The following is a 15,789-nucleotide window of genomic DNA, read 5'->3' as shown; positions in this document are numbered from 1 at the left end:
CCTGCCGGGTACGTCGAACGGCCAAGTGCCCGGGGAGCCGTAGGGCGCGACCCGTCAGTGCGGGCGGGGACCGTCGCCGTGCTGACGGGTCCTCGTGTCGCCCTCCTCCGTCGCGGGGAGCGCAGGTGGGCCCGTGGCGCGCAGGGCCGCCGGGTCGAAGCCGCGCAGGGCCGTCGGGTCGAAGCCGGGGAGGGTGGCGCGGGTGAGGAGGGCGGCGGCCAGCTGTTCGGCGTAGGCCGCGCCGGTGCGGGCCACCTCGATCTGCGTGTCGGCCCGCAGCGCCTCCACCCGCTCGACGTGGGCGTGCCGTTCACGTCGTTCGCTCGCCTGCCGCTGGTACGCGACGAGGGTGCGCCGGTCCTCGCGCCAGTAGCGGGCGGCCAGCCCGTAGGCGGCGGCGGTGACCAGGGCCCACAGCAGCAGGGGCAGGGACAGTCCGTCGGCGTACGCGCAGACACCGGTGAGGGCGAGTGCGCCGGAGGCGGCGAACGCGGTTCCGGCGAGGGCGGGGTCTCCGTAGCGGCCGAGGCTCGTGCAGACCCCGGCCGCCGCCGCGGCCAGCGACAGGAGGGCCATCAGCGCCGCGTTGCCGACGGAGTGTTCGGCGCCGTTGGCGTTCCAGATCCGGGCGAGGACGAGCACCGCGGTGGTGGCCACCGCGGGGGCCGCCCTCGGCACGATGACGGCGAGCCGGTGACGGGCGACGGTCCGGTCGTCCATGCCGGCCGCCTACTGGAGTTCGCCGAGCGCGCCGACGACGGCGACGGTGAACTCGTTGACCGGTCCCGCGGCGCTGGTGGAGGCGAGGAGGAAGCCGAAGAGGACCGCGACGAACGCGGCGCCGAAACCCAGGGACTTGGAGCGGAGCAGGATGAACAGGATGATCCCGAGCAGGAGCACCAGGGACACGGTCACGACCACGGCGGGTTCCTTCCAGTGGGGGTGGGGCCGGCCCGGATGCGTTGGCCGGAGGTCCGGCGGCGGCGACTACGGAGCGGGACGGCCGCACGCCACCAGCCGTAACCTAGCGTGATCGTTGACGATTGGGTGGGAGCGAGTGGGGTGCGGGGCTTCGATGCCTCCCTCCGGGGTCGCGGTGGGCCCGCTGGTGAACTGTTGTCCGGTGGACGCCTGATCAGAGCAGGTGTCGCTGCCGGTGCGGGCGGTCGGTGCCGGTGCGGGGCGGCCCGTGCGGCGGACCCGGCGCGGAGCGGTCCGCACCCCGGGTTCCGTCACGCTGCGCTGCTACTCGGGTGGGGGGCCCGGCGTCTCCGGGGGGACGGGGCGCGCCGCCCGGTACGCCCTCGGGGTGGTGCCCGTCAGCCGACGGAAGTGGCGGCGGAAGCTCTCGGGGGAGCCGAAGCCCGTGCGCGCGGCGATCTCGTCGACCGTTCCGTCCCCGGCGGCCAGCAGCTGTCGGGCCCGGTCCAGCCGGACGTGCAGCAGGTACTGGCGCGGGGTGAGCCCGGTGCGTTCCCGGAAGCGGCGGTTGAGGCTGCGCACGCTGGTCCTCGCGTGGGCGGCGATCTCGGCGAGGGTCGGCGGGTCGTGCAGGTTCGCTTCCAGCCACCGCACGGTCGGTTCCAGGCCGGCGGTCCCGGCGAGTTCCCGCTCGATCTCCTGCCGGGTGGCCCCGGCGTGCTCGTACAGGGGCGCGATCAGCTGTCGGGCGGTCCGTGCGGCGACCGCCCGGCCGTGGTCGAGGCCGACGAGGTGGAGGAAGAGGTCGATTCCGCCGAAGACGCCGGCCGAGGAGTGGAACGGCCCGTCCGTCACCAGGAGGCCGGCGGGGTCGACCTCGACGTGGGGATGGCGTGCCGCCAGCTCGCTCGTGCGGCACCACTCGGTGGTCGCGCGGCGTCCGTCGAGCAGCCCGGTCGCCGCGAGGGTGAACGTACCGGTGCCGACGGCCGCGATCCGGCTGCCGCGGGCCGCCGCCGCGCGCACCGCTTCGCGCACTGCCGGCGGGGGCTCGGCCAGGTAGCCGGCATGGCCGGCGAGCACCACCGTGTCGGCGCCTTCCAGTCCGTCCGGCCCCCAGGGGGCGGTGATCTCCAGGGGGACCGGTCCGGCGGTGGTGAGGGCGGGCCCTGGGGAGCAGATGCGCAGTTCGGTGCGGGCGGGTCGGTGGACGCCGGCGGCGGCCTCGAAGACCAGGCCCGGGGTGGTGAGCTGGTGCCCGGGGACTCCGTCGAGGACGAGGAGGGCGACCACGGGCATGGGACGACGGTATCCCCGCGGTGGGGTCCGCACGGTGTCACGCCGTCCGGGGCGGTCACCGGGTCCGGCGGTCCGGTCCGTCGGCCTGGTCCGTCGGCCCGGTCTGGTGGCGCGGTCCATGGGCGGGGTCCGGCGGCGGGGTCAGCGGTGCTGCCGGATCGTCTTCGTGATCCAGGTCTTGTGCGCGGCCACCGAGGTCCAGACGCCGGGCCCGTCGGCACACTGCGGACCGGTCAGGGGGTTCCCGTCACCGGAGGTGGCACCGACCAACTGCCAGCGTCCGCCCGCCCGCTGGATCTGGGGGCCGCCCGAGTCGCCCCCGCACCCCATGGCCCGGGGGACCGACGACCCGGTGCACAGTTCGGCGCCCGCCTTGAAGGGGGAGCACGCGGAGTCGACGATCCTACGGGTGTCGAGTTGCTGGAGCCGCTCGGCGAACGACCAGCCGGAGCCCTCGGCCGTGTTGCCGAAGCCGAGTATCCGCGTCTGCGCACCCACCGCCGGGTCCCGGTCGGCGATGCGCGCCGGCTGCTGGCGGACCGGGCGGTCCAGTTGGAAGAGCGCGAGGTCGTGGTGACCGCGCGGGGCGTCACCGAACGCGTAGTCCGGGTGGCGGACCGTCTTGACGATGGTGCGCACCGTCCCGCCGGAGCTGCGGTGCTCGCTGCCGATCCGGACCGTGCCCGCCGGCCGGGTCTGGGGGATCTCCGGATGACCGGAGCAGTGGGCCGCGGTGAGCACCCAGCGGGGGGCGATCAACGTGCCGCCGCAGACCCCGGACACCGGGCCCCCGGTGGTGTCGAGCACCTGGGGGACGGAGACCATGAACGGATAACGCCCGCTGGAGTCCTCTCCGTTGACGATCGCCCCGGCACTTCCGGACGTACCCGTGAGGGCCAGCGCGGTGACGGCGAGGACGGTCGCCGAGCGGGCGGCGGGGCCACGCGGCGGCCGGCGGTCGGATCGGATCTGGTGCTGCTGCGGGGTCGGACGGGCCATGGTGAACATCCCTTGCACGGAGCTCTGGTGGGGACGCCCGGGCGGGCGCACCCTCATCCTCCGGGCCGCCGACGGACCGGAAACAGCGCCCGCGGTGCCACCGTCGGTTAAATTCTGGCCATGGCAGTGGTCGCCCTCCTCGTGCTCGACGGCATCCCCGGAGCCCAGCTGACCACCCCCGGTCTGCTGCTCGGAGCCGTCCCCCGTGACCGGCACGGGAGGGCCCCCCACGAGCTGCGGATCTGCGCCGGCCCCGGCTTCCGCACCACGGCCGGGCCGGGCCCGTTCGGGCTCGCCACGCGGTGGGGACTCGACGGGCTCGACGGCGCCCGTACCGTGGTCGTGGCCGGATACCGCGGCTTCCGGGACGGGCCCCCGGCCGCCGTGCCCGATGCGCTGCGCGCCGCCGCCGCTCGGGGTTGCCGACTCGGTGCGGTGGGCACGGGTGCGTTCGCGCTCGCGGCGGCCGGGCTGCTCGACGGGCGGCGGGCCACCACGGACTGGCGGCACACCGGGGAGTTGGCCCTACGGTTCCCCCGGGTCGAGGTCGCCCCCGCACAGGAGGTCGTGGCCGACGGGCCGTTCCTCACTTCGGCGGGGGTGCTCGGCGGCAAGGACCTGTGGCTGCGGCTGATCGAGGAGGAGCACGGCGGGTCGGTCGGGCGGGAGGCGGACCGACGTCTCTTCCTCCCGCTCCCCGAGCCGCCGCCCGAGCCGGTCGGGGAAGGTGCGCTCGGGCCGACGATCCGGTGGATGGAAGCGGACCTGCACCGTCCGCTGACCCTGGCGGAGATCGCCGCGCACGCGGGGACCAGCGTCCGCACCCTCAACCGCCGGTTCCGCGCCGAGACCGGGCTGAGCCCGCTCCAGCACCTGCTGCGCGTCCGGGTCGAGCGGGCCCAGCAGTTGCTGGAACGCGGGGACCTCCCGGTGGAACACGTCGCCGCGCGGACCGGGCTCGGGACACCCGCGAACCTGCGCCACCACTTCCAGCGGCTCAACGGCACCACGCCGGGTGCGTACCGGGCGGCCTTCCGGTCGATGGTCGCGATGTTCACCCAGGACGCCCGGGACGCCCGGCACACCCAGGGCACCGGGAGCCGCGCGCCCCGGCCGCCCCGACCGTCCGGGTCAACCGGCGGTCAGGGCGGGGACCGCCACGGTGACCGCGGGGAGCAGGGCGAGGACGGCGCCGCGCACGCAACGGTTCTTGGCCCGGGCGACCCGACTGGTCCCGGTCAGCGCCCGTAACAGCCGGGGACCCGGGTCCGCACCGCCCCTGCCCAGGCCCGCGCACAGCGCCGCGCCCGCCTGCGCCGAGAGGACGTCCTCGTAGTAGGCGAGGACCGGCACGGGTCCCTCCGTCCGCACGGTGGTGCGCGGAACGAGGGCCATCAGCAGGAGCAGCAGCGCCCCGGTCGTCATGACCGTCGCGCACCACCACAGCGGCAGGGCCGGCGTGCCGCCGGACGGGCGGCGGGCGAGCAGCAGGCCGAGCAGGGTCGCGCTGGTGGCGAGGAGCACGGCGGCCTTGCCGTCGGCGCGGCCGATCTCCTGGTGGTTCTGTGCGACGAGTTCCCGGGACAGCCCCGTACCGTCGTCCCCGAACCGACCCGCCGCGTACCGACCCGCCGCGTGCCACCCCGCCCCGTACCGACCCGCCCCGTACGCGTTCACGCCGAACGCCGGTGCGCGCCGGTCCCGTTCGCACGGGTCCCGTTCGCACGGGTCCCGTCCGAGGGGACGCCGTCCCGTTCCATGCGCCGCAGGACCTCGTCCCCCTGGGGCACCCCGATGTCGCTGAGCATCTGCGCGACGTTCGCCCCGACGAACCCGCGGTCCGTCCGGTCGAGTCCGCGCAGGGTCGCCGCGAGCGTGTGTTCCCAGCCGTCCCGATCGGTGAGCAGGTCACGGTGCTCCACCGTCCACGCCAGGACCTCCCGTGCCTGGTCGGGGTGTCGGAGGAGCCAGAAGGCGGCCAGGTCCGCGGGGCCGCCGGCGACCACCTCGCGGTAGAAGCGGTACGCCTCCCGGTTCACCTCGCCGAAGACGGGCGGGAGGTCCGGGCCCGGATCTGCCGCTCCCGTCGGGTGTCCGGGTGCCGGGTCGAGCAGCCAGTAGACGATGCCGGCGGCCTCGATCGTCCTCGGCTGCCCGGGCGGCGGGGCGGCGTGGGTACCGGGTGGCGGGGGCGGCTGGCGCAGCGGGTCCGGGGCCCCGGACGGGGTTCCGACGTCCCGGGCGATCGCCTGCCGGGCCCCTTCCCCGGTCAGGCCCCAGCGGACGGCGGCGACGGGGTCGCTGATCCGCCAGGCGACCCGGTGGCACTGCGGCGGGCGCAGGGGGTGGCCGGTGGCGACGTCGACGGTGCAGGCGTGCTCGGCGAGCGAGACCCGCTGGACCGAGCGGAACCGGCCCCGCCGGACCCGGCTGAGGGCCGGCCGGGGGTACGGGGTCCAGGCCCACGGGTGGCCGCGCGGCGCTTCCACCCGGTCGTCGCCGTCTTCGGCCAGGAACACCAGGGCGGTGTGCGGCTGCGGCACCAGGCGCAGCCGCAGCAGGTGCCAGAAGGGCGACGAGGCCAGCGGGGCGATCAGGGGGTCGGTGATCACGAAACGGTCCTCTCCGGAGGGACGGTGGTGCGTCGTCGGTGGCGGCGCAGCAGGAAGGAGGGCATCCCGCCGCACTCCCCGGCCAGCGCGGTCAGGAAGGCGGGCAGGGCGTCCCGGTGGTGCGGCGGGGAGTCCTCTTCGGCGTCGAGGAGCCCCTCCATCACGGCCTGGCGGACGTCCGGGACGTCGAGGGCCTCGGACACCAGGGCGAGGGCCTGCTGCGGGTGCTCGCCGATCACGTCGGCCAGGCTCACCTTCCGCGGTCCGGACCTGCCGGGCAGCGGGAACGTCGACACGGCCATCGCTTCGACGGCTTCGGCCGCGAAGGCGTGGCGCTGGGTGCCGGCGTCGGCCCGCAACCACCGGTGGAGTTGGTCGAGCACGGGGACGCGGTTCGGCTCCTCGGTGAGCAGCACGCTGAGGGCGAACGAGACGGCCGGGTGCACGCTGCGCACCGTCTGTTCGTCCCGGGGACCGTTGAGGACCGCGTCCAGCAGCCGGAGCGCCCCCGCGGGGCGGCCCAGTCCGTAGGTGCCGGCGCAGGTCTCGGCGACGGTGCACCGGACGTTCACCTGACGGGAGCGGCTCCAGCGGCGCAGTTGGGCGTGGACCGCGCCCTGGGAGTCGACGTGCTGGGCGGCCTCCCCGAGGGCGAAGGCCACCAGCCGGCGTTGCCAGCGCAGCGAGGACGCGGCGAAGGGGGCGAGTTGGTCGAGTGCGTCGGGCCCGGTGGCGTGGGCCAGCACGGTGCCGATCGCCCGACCGGCCGCGAGGTCGGTGCCCGGCTGGTGCGGCAGGTCACCGAGCGCGCGCCACACCAGTTCGGGCATGCGTTCGTGGTCGAGCCACAGTTGCCGCAGCAGTGCCTCGGGGCGGTGCCGGCCGACGAAGTCGACCGGTTGCACCGGGTAGCGGCGCCAGTGGGCCGTGCCGTACTCGCGGGGCAGGAGTCGCGCGCCCACCGCGGCGAGCCGGTCCGCGAGGGAGGGGCCGAGCACATCGGGTCGGTCGGGCCGCTTCCCCACCGGTTCGGTTCCGGCGGGTTCCCCGAGCAGGGGGCGCAGCCGCGCGGCGAAGCGGGTGACGACCGTGCGGTCCTGACGGGGCAGCAGGGCGACCGCGGCCAGCAGCGCGACGGCGTCGGCGCTGTGCCGCGCCTTGTCCAGGGCGAGCCGGGCGGCGGTGTCGCTGCCGAGGCGCAGCCCCTCCAGCGCGGCGGCGACCGGCCGGTCGGCGCGCACGGCCGCGGCCAGTTCCTCGGTCAGCTCCGCGCCGTCGCCGGGCAGGCGGTGCGTCCCCAAGTACGCGTGGACCGGTTCGGATTCGAGGTGGGCCAGGGCCGTGGACAGTCCGGCACCGGTGAGCTTCCCGGCCGCGGCCAGGGCGTGCAGGTGTTGGACGACGACCTGGTGGGGCGCCGGCGGTACGTGCGCCACCTGCCACGGCCGGGTGTCCGCCGCGAGCCCCACCTCTTCGCCGACCGTGACGACGAGATGGGCCCCGGCCCGGCGCAGCAGGTCCGCCAGGGCGGTCAGCTTCACCTCGTTGAGGGCGGCGGCGGCCTGCGGGGAGAGTCCCTGGAGCAGATAGCCGCGCCCGCCCTTCGGTTCCCAACGCACCAGGTCGGCCTGTGGATCGAGCCCGGTGACGCCCGCGACCCCGTGCCGTTCGGCGAGCAGGGCGAAGCCCGCCGTGCCCGCTCCGGTGCCGCTCTGCGCCCTGAGCAGCAGGACCCGGCCGTCCAGCACCTTGCGGCAGCGCACGTGCGAGGGGGGCTCGACGAACCCGCGCAGCTTCCGCGTCACCTCGTCCGCGGGGTAGGGCCCTTCCCGCAGTCGGGGCTTGAGCACCTGTTCGCTGACGAACTCGTCGGGGAGCACGCCCACGATCAGGTCCCCGTGCACGTCCCCCATCACCGCGGCGCCGCCGCCCTGCACCTGCTGCCGGTTGTCGCGGTAGGCGTCCCCGGCGGTCTCGGCGCCCGGGGCGGGGTCCTGTTCCGCCCGCGGTCCGTCGCCGTCGCCGACGGCGGGGTCCGGTGCCGGGTTCACGTCCGGTTCCCGTCGACGTGCTTGTCGCCGGAGACGTTGTCGCCGCCGCCCCAGTGCTGGTTGGTGCCGTGATACTCCGTGGACGTCGTGGAGGTGGTGGACCGGCCGGTGTACGTGAAGTCGCCGCCGATGTCGCCCATCACGGCCGCGCCCTCGGTGACCTGCTGGCTGTTGCCCTCGTACCGCCGCTGCGGCTGCTGCGGCTGCGCGGTGGGCGCCGCGGGCTCCGCGGGCGGCGCCGCGGGTTCCTCGCGGGCCGGGAGCACGCCGGACCGCAGCAGGCCGCTCGACGGGGAGGGCACGTAGAGCCAGGCGCGTTGGGCGAAGTTCTTGCCGTCGACGGTGGCCGGCACCTCCAGGCAGCGGTCCGGGTGCAGGGCGGTGTACCCGCCGAGCACGACTTCCTCGTGGACCCGGTCGGAGATGATCGCGGCGAGGTGGGTGACGTGGGCGCTGCTGTCGGCGAGGATCGCCTTGACCGGGCGGGAGTCGAGCAGCCGGTGGACGTCGTTGCGGGGCGTGCCGTTGCCGTCGCCGCGGCCGCCCCCGTCGGGCAGCGGACCGACGTGGACGCTGGCCCGCAGCCGGATGCGCGGCCCGACCTCCTGTTGGTGGTAGGCGCCGAGCACCCCGTCCAGGACGTCCAGGAACGGCGCGAGCACGAACGGCAGGTGGACGGGGTCGAAGCCGAAGACGATCCCGTCGCCGGTGCTGGCCGGGAACCGCTTGGCGTCCCGCAGGGCGTGCAGACCGGCGCGTTCGAGGGCGTCGTCGACGAGTTCGGGGATGAGTTCGCTGACCGCGGCGTGCTGGACGGCGGGCAGCCCGGTGAAGTCCTTCGCGTCGACGGCGAGCAGGGCCCGGTACGGCGGCAGGGGGCGGCTCTCGGCGTTCGGGACGGGCGGGGTGGTGGTGACGGGCATGCGGAGGACTCCTCGGGAGCTCGGGCCTGGTGTCGGTGCCGCCGGAAGCGGCCGTACCGAGACTGGCCCCGTCCGCCCGGCCCGAGTGCCCAGCGCAGGGCGGAACCCGGGTGGCCCGCCTCACACGTACCGCCCGCGCCCCACGCGTACGGCCCGCGGCTCACACCCGCGGCCCTCGGGTCACTCCGCCGCGGCCCACCGCCGCAGCGCGACGAGGTCCTTGACGACGATCACCCGGCGGGCCGTCTCCACCGCGTCCGCCTCCCGCAGGCGCTGGAGCCCGGTGCTGGCGGCGTTCCGGGTCACGCCGATGGCCTGGGCGAGTTCCTCCTGCGCCAGTCCGCTCAGCCGTACGCTGCCCGAACCGTCCTGCTGGCCGCCCAGTTCGGCCAGCCGCAGCAGGGCCCGCGCCAGCCGCACCACCACCGGCAGGGTGAGCAGTTCGGCGCGGTGCGCATCGGACTCGCGCAGCCGGGTGAACGCCTGGCGCATGAGGTCCATCACCAATCCGCGTTCCTCGACGAACCGTTGGAACCGCCGGGCGTCCAACACGATTGCGGTGCACGGGGTGAGGGCGACCACTTCGGCGCTGCGCGTCGTCCCGTGGAACACCGACACCTCGCCGAGCAGGTCGCCGCGGCCCCGGAAGGCCAGCCAGGTCACCGTGCCGCCCTCCTCCCGGCGCAACACCTGGGCGACGCCGTCGGTGAGGGCCAGCAGATGGGTCCCGGGCGACCCCTGCCGCAGCATGACTTCACGGGCCCGGAACCGGCGGGTCGTTCCCTGGGCACGCAGCTCGCGCCAGACTTCCTCGGACAGCAACGGATCCTCCGACGGGATGCTCGTCCACGCCTACGGGGTCTACCGGGTCTACCGGACCAGGCAGTTGTACGCCCCCGGGCGCCCACGGGACTCCCGAACCGTCCACTTCGGCCGAGAACGTCCCCCCGCACACGGATCGTCCGACGGCGGTCCGGACGGGTGCGCGACGCGGAGCGTTGTCAGTGGGCCGCCCTAGGCTCGTTCGCATGGCGCACACCCTCATGGTCTACGACGGCACCACGGACGCGACCTCCGCCGGACCCCGTACCGGTGGCCTGCCCCTGGCCCCCGCGGACTTCGACTGGCCCCGGTGCGACACCTGCCGCGGGGCGATGCAGTTCCTGGCGCACCTGCCGTTCGACGACGTCGTGGTGGCGGTGTTCAGCTGTGCGAACGAACCCGGCCGGTGCGCGCAGTGGGAGGCGTTCGGGGGCGGCAACCGGGCGTTCCTGTTCCCGCCCGACGGGCTGGTCCCGGCGACCGTGCCCGAGGCGGGCGAGACCCGGCTGGGCGCGGTGACGGCGATCCGGACGGAGGTCGTCGACGAGGACGCCTACGACGACGCGCGCGGGGTGTACGGGGCGCGGGTCGGCCGGGGCCGGGCCGTCCTGGGCTCCTGGGGCGGCGAGCCCGACTGGTACGACGCGGACGGCTGGCCGTCCTGCCCGCGGTGCGCGCGGCGCATGGACTTCACGGCGCACCTGGAGGAGGGCTACGAGCGCAGGACCGCCGCCGACTTCGGCGGCGGCCTCGGCTACGTACTGACCTGCGCGCCGTGCACGCGGGCCGTGTTCCTCACCCAGGGCTGACGGCGTCCCCGGCGGCGGCTTCCTGGGCGGCGGCCTCCCGCACGGCGGCCCGCCGCTCCGGCGCGAGCACCCGTTCGGCGAGTTCCCCGAAGAGCAGCCCGAAGGCCGTCCACAGGGTGGCCTGCACGGCGAGCGCGGCGATGCGGAACTTCCACACCACCGTCGCCGGGAAGTCCGCGGGCATCTCGTTGACGGACGGCAGGAACGCGAAGGCGAGCCCGACCACCAGCACCAGGAACGCCCCCGCGGCGACGGTCGCGTTCCAGTTGCCGAGCCGGGGCGCGAGCCGCTGCCCGAGGATGACCGCGCCGACGGTGAGCAGCACGCTCAGGACGAGCATCAGCAGGTAGAGCGTGGTGCGCCGGCCCACGCTGTCGTCGGCTCCCACGGCCGGCGGGTTGGCGGGGTACTTGAGGAACGGGACGACGTACACGGCGACGAGTCCGGCGACCGCGAGCAGCAGGGCGGTGGCGCGCGGCGTGAACCGCCCGATCCGGCCCAGTGCGTAGCAGTACGCGAGGGCGGCGAGCCCGCCGAAGGCGACCCCGTAGACGAGGATGCCGGTGGCGAGTCCGCCGGTGGCCTGGAGGTCCCGGCTGACGAGCGGTTCCTCCTCGGCCGCGCCGTGGTCGTGGCCGGCGGCGCCGTGGTCGTGACCGGCGCCGGCCGTTTGGGCGTCCTCGTACGCGATGGCCGAATCGACCTGCGGTTCGCCGAGGAAGTAGGCGACGAGCAGGGCGAGTACGCCCGCGGCGAGCCCCGCGAGCATGCCGCGCACGAGGAGCCGTCTGACGGTGGTGGAGTTCATGAGCGCGGTCCGGTTCCCCTCAGTGGCACGGGTAGCCGAGGAGGTGGCGGGCGTCGTGCACCCACTCGTGCACGCCCTCCCCCGAGACGAGCGCGACGGCGCCTTGTTCGGCGCCGATGAAGTACAGCAGGACCAGCATGAGGACGCCGCCGAACACGGCCCAGGGCGCGATGTCCTTGAGCGGCAGTGTGGCGGGCGGTGCGGTGGGTGCGGCGGTCGGTTGGGCGACGGACTGCGCCATGGGGCAGGACCTCCTGGGGAACTCGCGTCCCGGCTCGGTGGTGCACAGGGACGAGGACCGCGGGTCTGACTCACCCGCACCCGCCCGAAGGCGCGTACGGGCACACAGTGGCGCGACCGTGCCGGATTCCCACCGGTTTCCGCCGTGCCCTCGTCGTTGACGTGATGGAGTGGTGCACGCACGCCAGGTTGGCGTGTACGCGACGTGAAGGTACCGCGTACCGGGTGGCGGGGAAAGAGGGCCTTGACGTGCGGTCCGCCCTGTTCACCGGACCGTCATGGGCGACGGGTCCCTCCGGGGTGCGGTGCGAGGGAGTTGGCTGAATGACGACGACACGGGTGACCCTGGTGGCGCCGGCGCTCGGACGGGACCTGAGGGAGGCCAGGTTCTCCGGGGACGGCCCGCTGGACCCCGCATCCCGGGCCGGGGCGACCGCGGCGGGCGCCGAACTCCCCGCTGCGGCGCGCTGGTTCTGCTCCCCCACCGGCCGCTGCCGTGACACCGCCCGCGCCCTACGCACAGCCGCCGAGGCCCGGCCCGTCGCGGAGCCGCCCGCCCTGGCCGGTCTGGACGTGGGCCGTTGGCGGGGCCGGACGCTCGGGGAAGTGAGCGCCGACGACCCCGCCGGTCTGAGCGCCTGGCTCGGCGACCCGGCGGCGACGCCGCACGGCGGCGAGTCCCTGCCCGCCCTGCGCGCCCGCGTCGGCACCTGGCTGGACGCCCTCACCGACGAGGGCGGCCGGGTCCTGGTGGTCGCCGAGCCGGACGTGGTCCGCGCCGCCCTCGCCCACGCGCTGGACCTGCCGGGACCCTCGTTCTGGCGGCTCGACGTGGAACCGCTGGCCTCGGTGGACCTCAGCGGACGGTCCGGCCGCTGGAACGTCCGCCCCGGCCGCCCCCTCGGCTGAGGTCCGGTACGGTCACACCGACCCCGTCACACCCCCACCTCCCGCCCGCACATGTCGTCCAGCGACTCGCGCCGGACCAGCAGCCGGGCCCGGCCGTCCCGTACGGCGACCACCGGCGGGCGGCCCACCAGGTTGTACGCCGACGCCATCGACAGGTGGTACGCCCCGGCGACCGGCACCGCGAGCAGGTCACCGGGGTGCACGTCCCCGGGCAGGGCCGCGTCCGCCGCGAGCACGTCCCCCGCCTCGCAGTGCCGTCCGACGACCGTCACGACCGCCGGTTCGGCCTGCGAGGCGCGGCCCACCAACCGGGGCGCGTACCGGACCCCGTACAGCGCGGGCCGTGGGTTGTCGCTCATCCCGCCGTCCACCGCGACGAACAACCGGGCGCCGGTGCGCTTCACGGCGAGCACCCGGTACAGCGCGACCCCGGCCGGCCCGGCGACCGCCCGCCCCGGCTCCACGATCAGCCGCGGCACCTCGATGCCCGCGGCGGCGCACCCGCTGGCCAACTCCGCGCGCACCTTGTGGGCGAGGCGGGTGACGTCGAGCGCCGGCTCACCGGGACGGTAGGCGATGCCGTGACCGCCCCCGAGGTCCAACTCCGGCAGCACCAGCCCGTGTTGCCGGTGCAGCCGGGCCATCAGCCCGACGATCCGCCGGACCGCCGCCAGATACGGCTTCACCGCGGTGATCTGCGAACCGAGGTGCACGTGCAGCCCGGTCAGGCGCAGTTGCGGCTGGTCGAGTATCCGGGCGATGGTGTGCTGCGCGGAGCCGTCGGTGAGCGACAGCCCGAACTTCTGGTCCTCGCCGCCCGTCCGGATCTTCTCGTGCCCTCCGGCGACGATCCCGGGAACCACCCGCACCATGACCTTCTGCGAACCGCGGGGCCCGATCGCCGCGGCCAGCCGGGCGACCTCCGAGGCGCTGTCGATGACGATGCGCCCCACGCCGAGCCGCAGCGCGGTGTCCAGGTCACGGGGGCTCTTCGCGTTGCCGTGCAACACGATCCGCTCGGCCGGGAACCCGCTGGTGACCGCCAACTCCAGCTCGCCCGCCGAGCAGACGTCAAGACCCAGCCCCTCGTCCCGCACCCAGTGGACCATCGCCCGGCACAGGAACGCCTTCGCCGCGTACACCACATCGGCCTCGGCCGCGGGGAACGCCGCCCGGTACGTCCGGCACCGCTCCCGCACCTCGCCCTCGTCCAGCACGTACGCGGGGGTCCCGTACCGCTGTGCGACCTCCGTCAGCGAGACCCCGCCGACCGCGAGGTCACCGTGGGCGAGGTGCCCCGCCGAAGCGGGCCACACGGACAGGTCGTCGGGCCCCGGCGCACGGACGGCGTCGGGCGCCGCGTGCACGGTGGTCATCGCACACCCGCCGCGGTGGCCGCGAACAGGACGGGGGCCCCGGTCGTCGCACCCCGCACCGGACCCGCCACGAGCACCGGGTCGACGGTGAGCAGCGCCACGCCCAGCGGCACGGTCAGCGCGCGCAGCGCGGGGGCGGCGAGCCGGACGTACGCCTGCCCGGCGCCCAGCGCCCGGGCGAGCCGGTCCGCCGACGTGAACCCGACGGCCGTCCGCTCGCCCAAGGGCGTACGGAACAACCGGGCCGCGCAGCCCACCGTGCCGGCCCGCACCGGCACGTACAGCGCGGCGCCCCCCTCGGACGCCGACCGCTCGGACGCCGACCGCCCGGGTTCGGTATCCGGAGGCTCGGGTTCGTCCGCGCAGGCGCTCGCGCCGCCGGAACCGTCGGCGTCGGGGCGGTCGCTGCGCGCGCTGCTCACGCCGGTGCGGTGCGCCATGGGGTCCTCCGTGGAGTGCGGGGTGGGTGTCCGGGTGGGGGCGCCCCCGGGCCCTCGGGAAGGCAGGGGCCCGGGAGGCCGTACGGAGACGCTATGCCCGGCCCGACGGCCCCGGGGACACCTCCTGACGTGATGCTGATGCGCAGGGGGCGGACGTTGATGCAGGCGATACGCAGGCGCATCCGCTCCCTCGGGCCCACCACTCTGGACCCAATCTCGCCCATATGTGTCCGACTTTGAAAGGACATTGTCTTCTTGTAGGCAAAATCAGTACTGATCGCACTCATCAGGCCAATGTCCCTTATCCATCAGCTTATCGGCGCTTATGATGTTCTCTTATGAGAGAGGACGGAGCGGCGGAAGCCGCCGGCGACAGAGCCGACGTGATCGTCCTCGGCGCGGGCCCCGCCGGGCTCGTCGTCGGGAACCTCCTCCGTGCAGCGGGCGTCGACTGCGTCATCCTGGAACGGGCCACCCGGGCGGCCCTCCGGACCCGGGCCCGCGCGGGCTACCTCGCCCCGAACACCGTGCGCGTCCTCGAACGGCACGGCCTGGCGGATCGACTGCACCGGTACGGCCAGCAGCACTCGCTCTGCGAGTTCCGCACCCCGCACGGCCGGTTCCGCCTGGACTACGGCTCCCTCGGCCCGGGCGAACCGCACACCGTCTACCCCCAGCAGGAACTCGTCACGGACCTGCTGGCGCAGTACGTCGACACCGGGGGCCGCATCCACTTCGCCACCGAGGCGACCGCCGTACGGGACGCCGACGGCACCCGGCCCTCGGTCCTCGCCCGTGACGCGGACGGCCGCACCCTCCGCTGGCACGGCAGGTACGTGGCGGGGTGCGACGGCCGGCACGGGGCGGCCCGCCGCTCCCTCCCACCCGGCACCGTCCGACGGCACCACCGCGACCACGCCGTCTCCTGGCTCGCCCTGCTGGCCCGGGCACCGCAGAGCATCGACGCCGTGGGGTACGCCGTGCACCCCGCAGGATTCGCCGGACAGATGGCGCGCGGCCCCGAGGTCACCCGCTACTACCTCCAGTGCCCCCGCGGCACCCCCGCCGACGCCTGGCCCGACGACCGCATCTGGGCCGAACTGGACCTGCGGATGCGCGCCGCCGACTACGGCCCCTTACACCGGGGCCCCCTCCTCCAACGCCTCGTCTTCCCCCTGGAATCCGACGTGTTGGAACCCCTGCGCCACGGCACGCTCCTCCTCGCGGGCGACGCCGCCAGCCTGCTCGGCCCCTCCGCCGCCAAGGGCGCCAACCTCGCGGTGCTGGAGGCGGAACTCCTCGCCCGCGCCCTGACCGACGACCTCCTGCACGACGACCCCCGCGGGCTCAACGCCTACTCGGACCGCTGCCTGACCCACATCTGGCGGGCCCTGCGGTTCTCCCGGTGGATGGTCCACCTCCTGCACGACCTTCCCGTCCCGCCCGGCCCGGGCGCCTCCGGCCGACCGCCGGACCGCGACGCCCTCCCCCGGCGCCCCTGCCTGGAAACGCTGCGCACCTCGCGCGCGGAGCAGGACTGGTTCGCCGAGAACTACACCGACGTCTGACCACGGCCCGGG

17 protein-coding genes and 1 riboswitch are annotated in these 15,789 nt (G+C 75.2%); of the genes, 4 read left to right on the top strand and 13 right to left on the bottom strand.

The features are described 5' to 3' along the window. Nucleotides 1–54 precede the first annotated feature (54 nt). The 4 genes from ACFYOU_RS17920 to ACFYOU_RS17905 all read right to left on the bottom strand — a co-directional run bounded on the left by ACFYOU_RS17920 (nt 55) and on the right by ACFYOU_RS17905 (nt 3,219). Nucleotides 55–720 (bottom strand): hypothetical protein, encoded by a 666-nt coding sequence (locus ACFYOU_RS17920; protein WP_391306708.1) that lies wholly within the window; start codon nt 718–720, stop codon nt 55–57. Between the two features lie 9 nt (nt 721–729). Then, on the bottom strand, nt 730–921 hold the full coding sequence (locus tag ACFYOU_RS17915; RefSeq protein ID WP_385484434.1) for a hypothetical protein: 192 nt from the start codon (nt 919–921) through the stop codon (nt 730–732). Between the two features lie 324 nt (nt 922–1,245). Then, on the bottom strand, nt 1,246–2,220 hold the full coding sequence (locus tag ACFYOU_RS17910; RefSeq protein ID WP_391306707.1) for a helix-turn-helix domain-containing protein: 975 nt from the start codon (nt 2,218–2,220) through the stop codon (nt 1,246–1,248). A gap of 141 nt (nt 2,221–2,361) precedes the next feature. After that, nucleotides 2,362–3,219, bottom strand: coding sequence for a trypsin-like serine protease (locus tag ACFYOU_RS17905; RefSeq protein ID WP_391306705.1), 858 nt, complete (start codon nt 3,217–3,219; stop codon nt 2,362–2,364). A 120-nt stretch (nt 3,220–3,339) separates the two neighbouring features. Here ACFYOU_RS17905 and ACFYOU_RS17900 point away from each other — a divergent pair, with 120 nt between their 5' ends. Further along, nucleotides 3,340–4,470, top strand: a complete 1,131-nt coding sequence (locus ACFYOU_RS17900; RefSeq protein WP_391306703.1) for a helix-turn-helix domain-containing protein — start codon at nt 3,340–3,342, stop codon at nt 4,468–4,470. Here the strand turns inward: ACFYOU_RS17900 and ACFYOU_RS17895 are convergent. The 5 genes from ACFYOU_RS17895 to ACFYOU_RS17875 form a co-directional block, all read right to left on the bottom strand. Continuing rightward, entirely contained in the window at nt 4,351–4,896 is a 546-nt protein-coding gene (locus ACFYOU_RS17895; protein ID WP_391306701.1) for a Pycsar system effector family protein, read from the bottom strand. The genes ACFYOU_RS17900 and ACFYOU_RS17895 overlap by 120 nt on opposite strands. Then, nucleotides 4,893–5,831, bottom strand: coding sequence for a hypothetical protein (locus ACFYOU_RS17890; RefSeq protein WP_391306700.1), 939 nt, complete (start codon nt 5,829–5,831; stop codon nt 4,893–4,895). The genes ACFYOU_RS17895 and ACFYOU_RS17890 overlap by 4 nt, the downstream gene beginning before the upstream one ends. Continuing rightward, the gene (locus ACFYOU_RS17885) at nt 5,828–7,882 is read right to left on the bottom strand and encodes a hypothetical protein (protein WP_391306698.1); all 2,055 of its coding nucleotides are present in this window, start codon (nt 7,880–7,882) and stop codon (nt 5,828–5,830) included. The genes ACFYOU_RS17890 and ACFYOU_RS17885 overlap by 4 nt, the downstream gene beginning before the upstream one ends. Beyond that, on the bottom strand, nt 7,879–8,805 hold the full coding sequence (locus tag ACFYOU_RS17880) for a hypothetical protein (protein WP_391306697.1): 927 nt from the start codon (nt 8,803–8,805) through the stop codon (nt 7,879–7,881). The genes ACFYOU_RS17885 and ACFYOU_RS17880 overlap by 4 nt, the downstream gene beginning before the upstream one ends. A gap of 180 nt (nt 8,806–8,985) precedes the next feature. Further along, the gene (locus ACFYOU_RS17875) at nt 8,986–9,627 is read right to left on the bottom strand and encodes a cyclic nucleotide-binding domain-containing protein (RefSeq protein ID WP_391306695.1); all 642 of its coding nucleotides are present in this window, start codon (nt 9,625–9,627) and stop codon (nt 8,986–8,988) included. A 206-nt stretch (nt 9,628–9,833) separates the two neighbouring features. Here ACFYOU_RS17875 and ACFYOU_RS17870 point away from each other — a divergent pair, with 206 nt between their 5' ends. Beyond that, nucleotides 9,834–10,436 (top strand): hypothetical protein, encoded by a 603-nt coding sequence (locus tag ACFYOU_RS17870; RefSeq protein ID WP_391306694.1) that lies wholly within the window; start codon nt 9,834–9,836, stop codon nt 10,434–10,436. Here ACFYOU_RS17870 and ACFYOU_RS17865 read toward each other — a convergent pair. Then, nucleotides 10,423–11,244 (bottom strand): CbtA family protein, encoded by an 822-nt coding sequence (locus ACFYOU_RS17865; protein ID WP_391306692.1) that lies wholly within the window; start codon nt 11,242–11,244, stop codon nt 10,423–10,425. The genes ACFYOU_RS17870 and ACFYOU_RS17865 overlap by 14 nt on opposite strands. A 19-nt stretch (nt 11,245–11,263) precedes the next feature. Then, entirely contained in the window at nt 11,264–11,485 is a 222-nt protein-coding gene (locus tag ACFYOU_RS17860) for a CbtB-domain containing protein (RefSeq protein WP_389764909.1), read from the bottom strand. Between the two features lie 63 nt (nt 11,486–11,548). Then, a riboswitch (cobalamin riboswitch) is annotated at nt 11,549–11,626 on the bottom strand. 182 nt (nt 11,627–11,808) lie between these two features. On the opposite strand from ACFYOU_RS17860, the gene ACFYOU_RS17855 reads away from it, so the two are divergent. Next, entirely contained in the window at nt 11,809–12,393 is a 585-nt protein-coding gene (locus tag ACFYOU_RS17855) for a histidine phosphatase family protein (RefSeq protein ID WP_391306690.1), read from the top strand. Between the two features lie 26 nt (nt 12,394–12,419). Here ACFYOU_RS17855 and lysA read toward each other — a convergent pair whose 3' ends face one another. Then, nucleotides 12,420–13,769, bottom strand: coding sequence for a diaminopimelate decarboxylase (gene lysA, locus ACFYOU_RS17850; RefSeq protein WP_391306688.1), 1,350 nt, complete (start codon nt 13,767–13,769; stop codon nt 12,420–12,422). Further along, nucleotides 13,766–14,209, bottom strand: coding sequence for an SAV_915 family protein (locus ACFYOU_RS17845; RefSeq protein ID WP_391306686.1), 444 nt, complete (start codon nt 14,207–14,209; stop codon nt 13,766–13,768). Before ACFYOU_RS17845 ends, lysA begins: the two co-directional genes overlap by 4 nt. Before the next feature lie 338 nt (nt 14,210–14,547). Here ACFYOU_RS17845 and ACFYOU_RS17840 point away from each other — a divergent pair, with 338 nt between their 5' ends. After that, nucleotides 14,548–15,777: a 4-hydroxybenzoate 3-monooxygenase gene (locus tag ACFYOU_RS17840; RefSeq protein ID WP_391306684.1), complete on the top strand. Its 1,230-nt coding sequence runs from the start codon at nt 14,548–14,550 to the stop codon at nt 15,775–15,777. Nucleotides 15,778–15,789 lie beyond the last annotated feature (12 nt).

Origin of the sequence: Streptomyces sp. NPDC005955 (assembly GCF_042871255.1) — a bacterium.
Lineage (GTDB): Bacteria > Actinomycetota > Actinomycetes > Streptomycetales > Streptomycetaceae > Streptomyces.
Note: the sequence above shows the minus strand (reverse complement) of the source record. Positions and strands in the feature narration are given on the sequence as shown.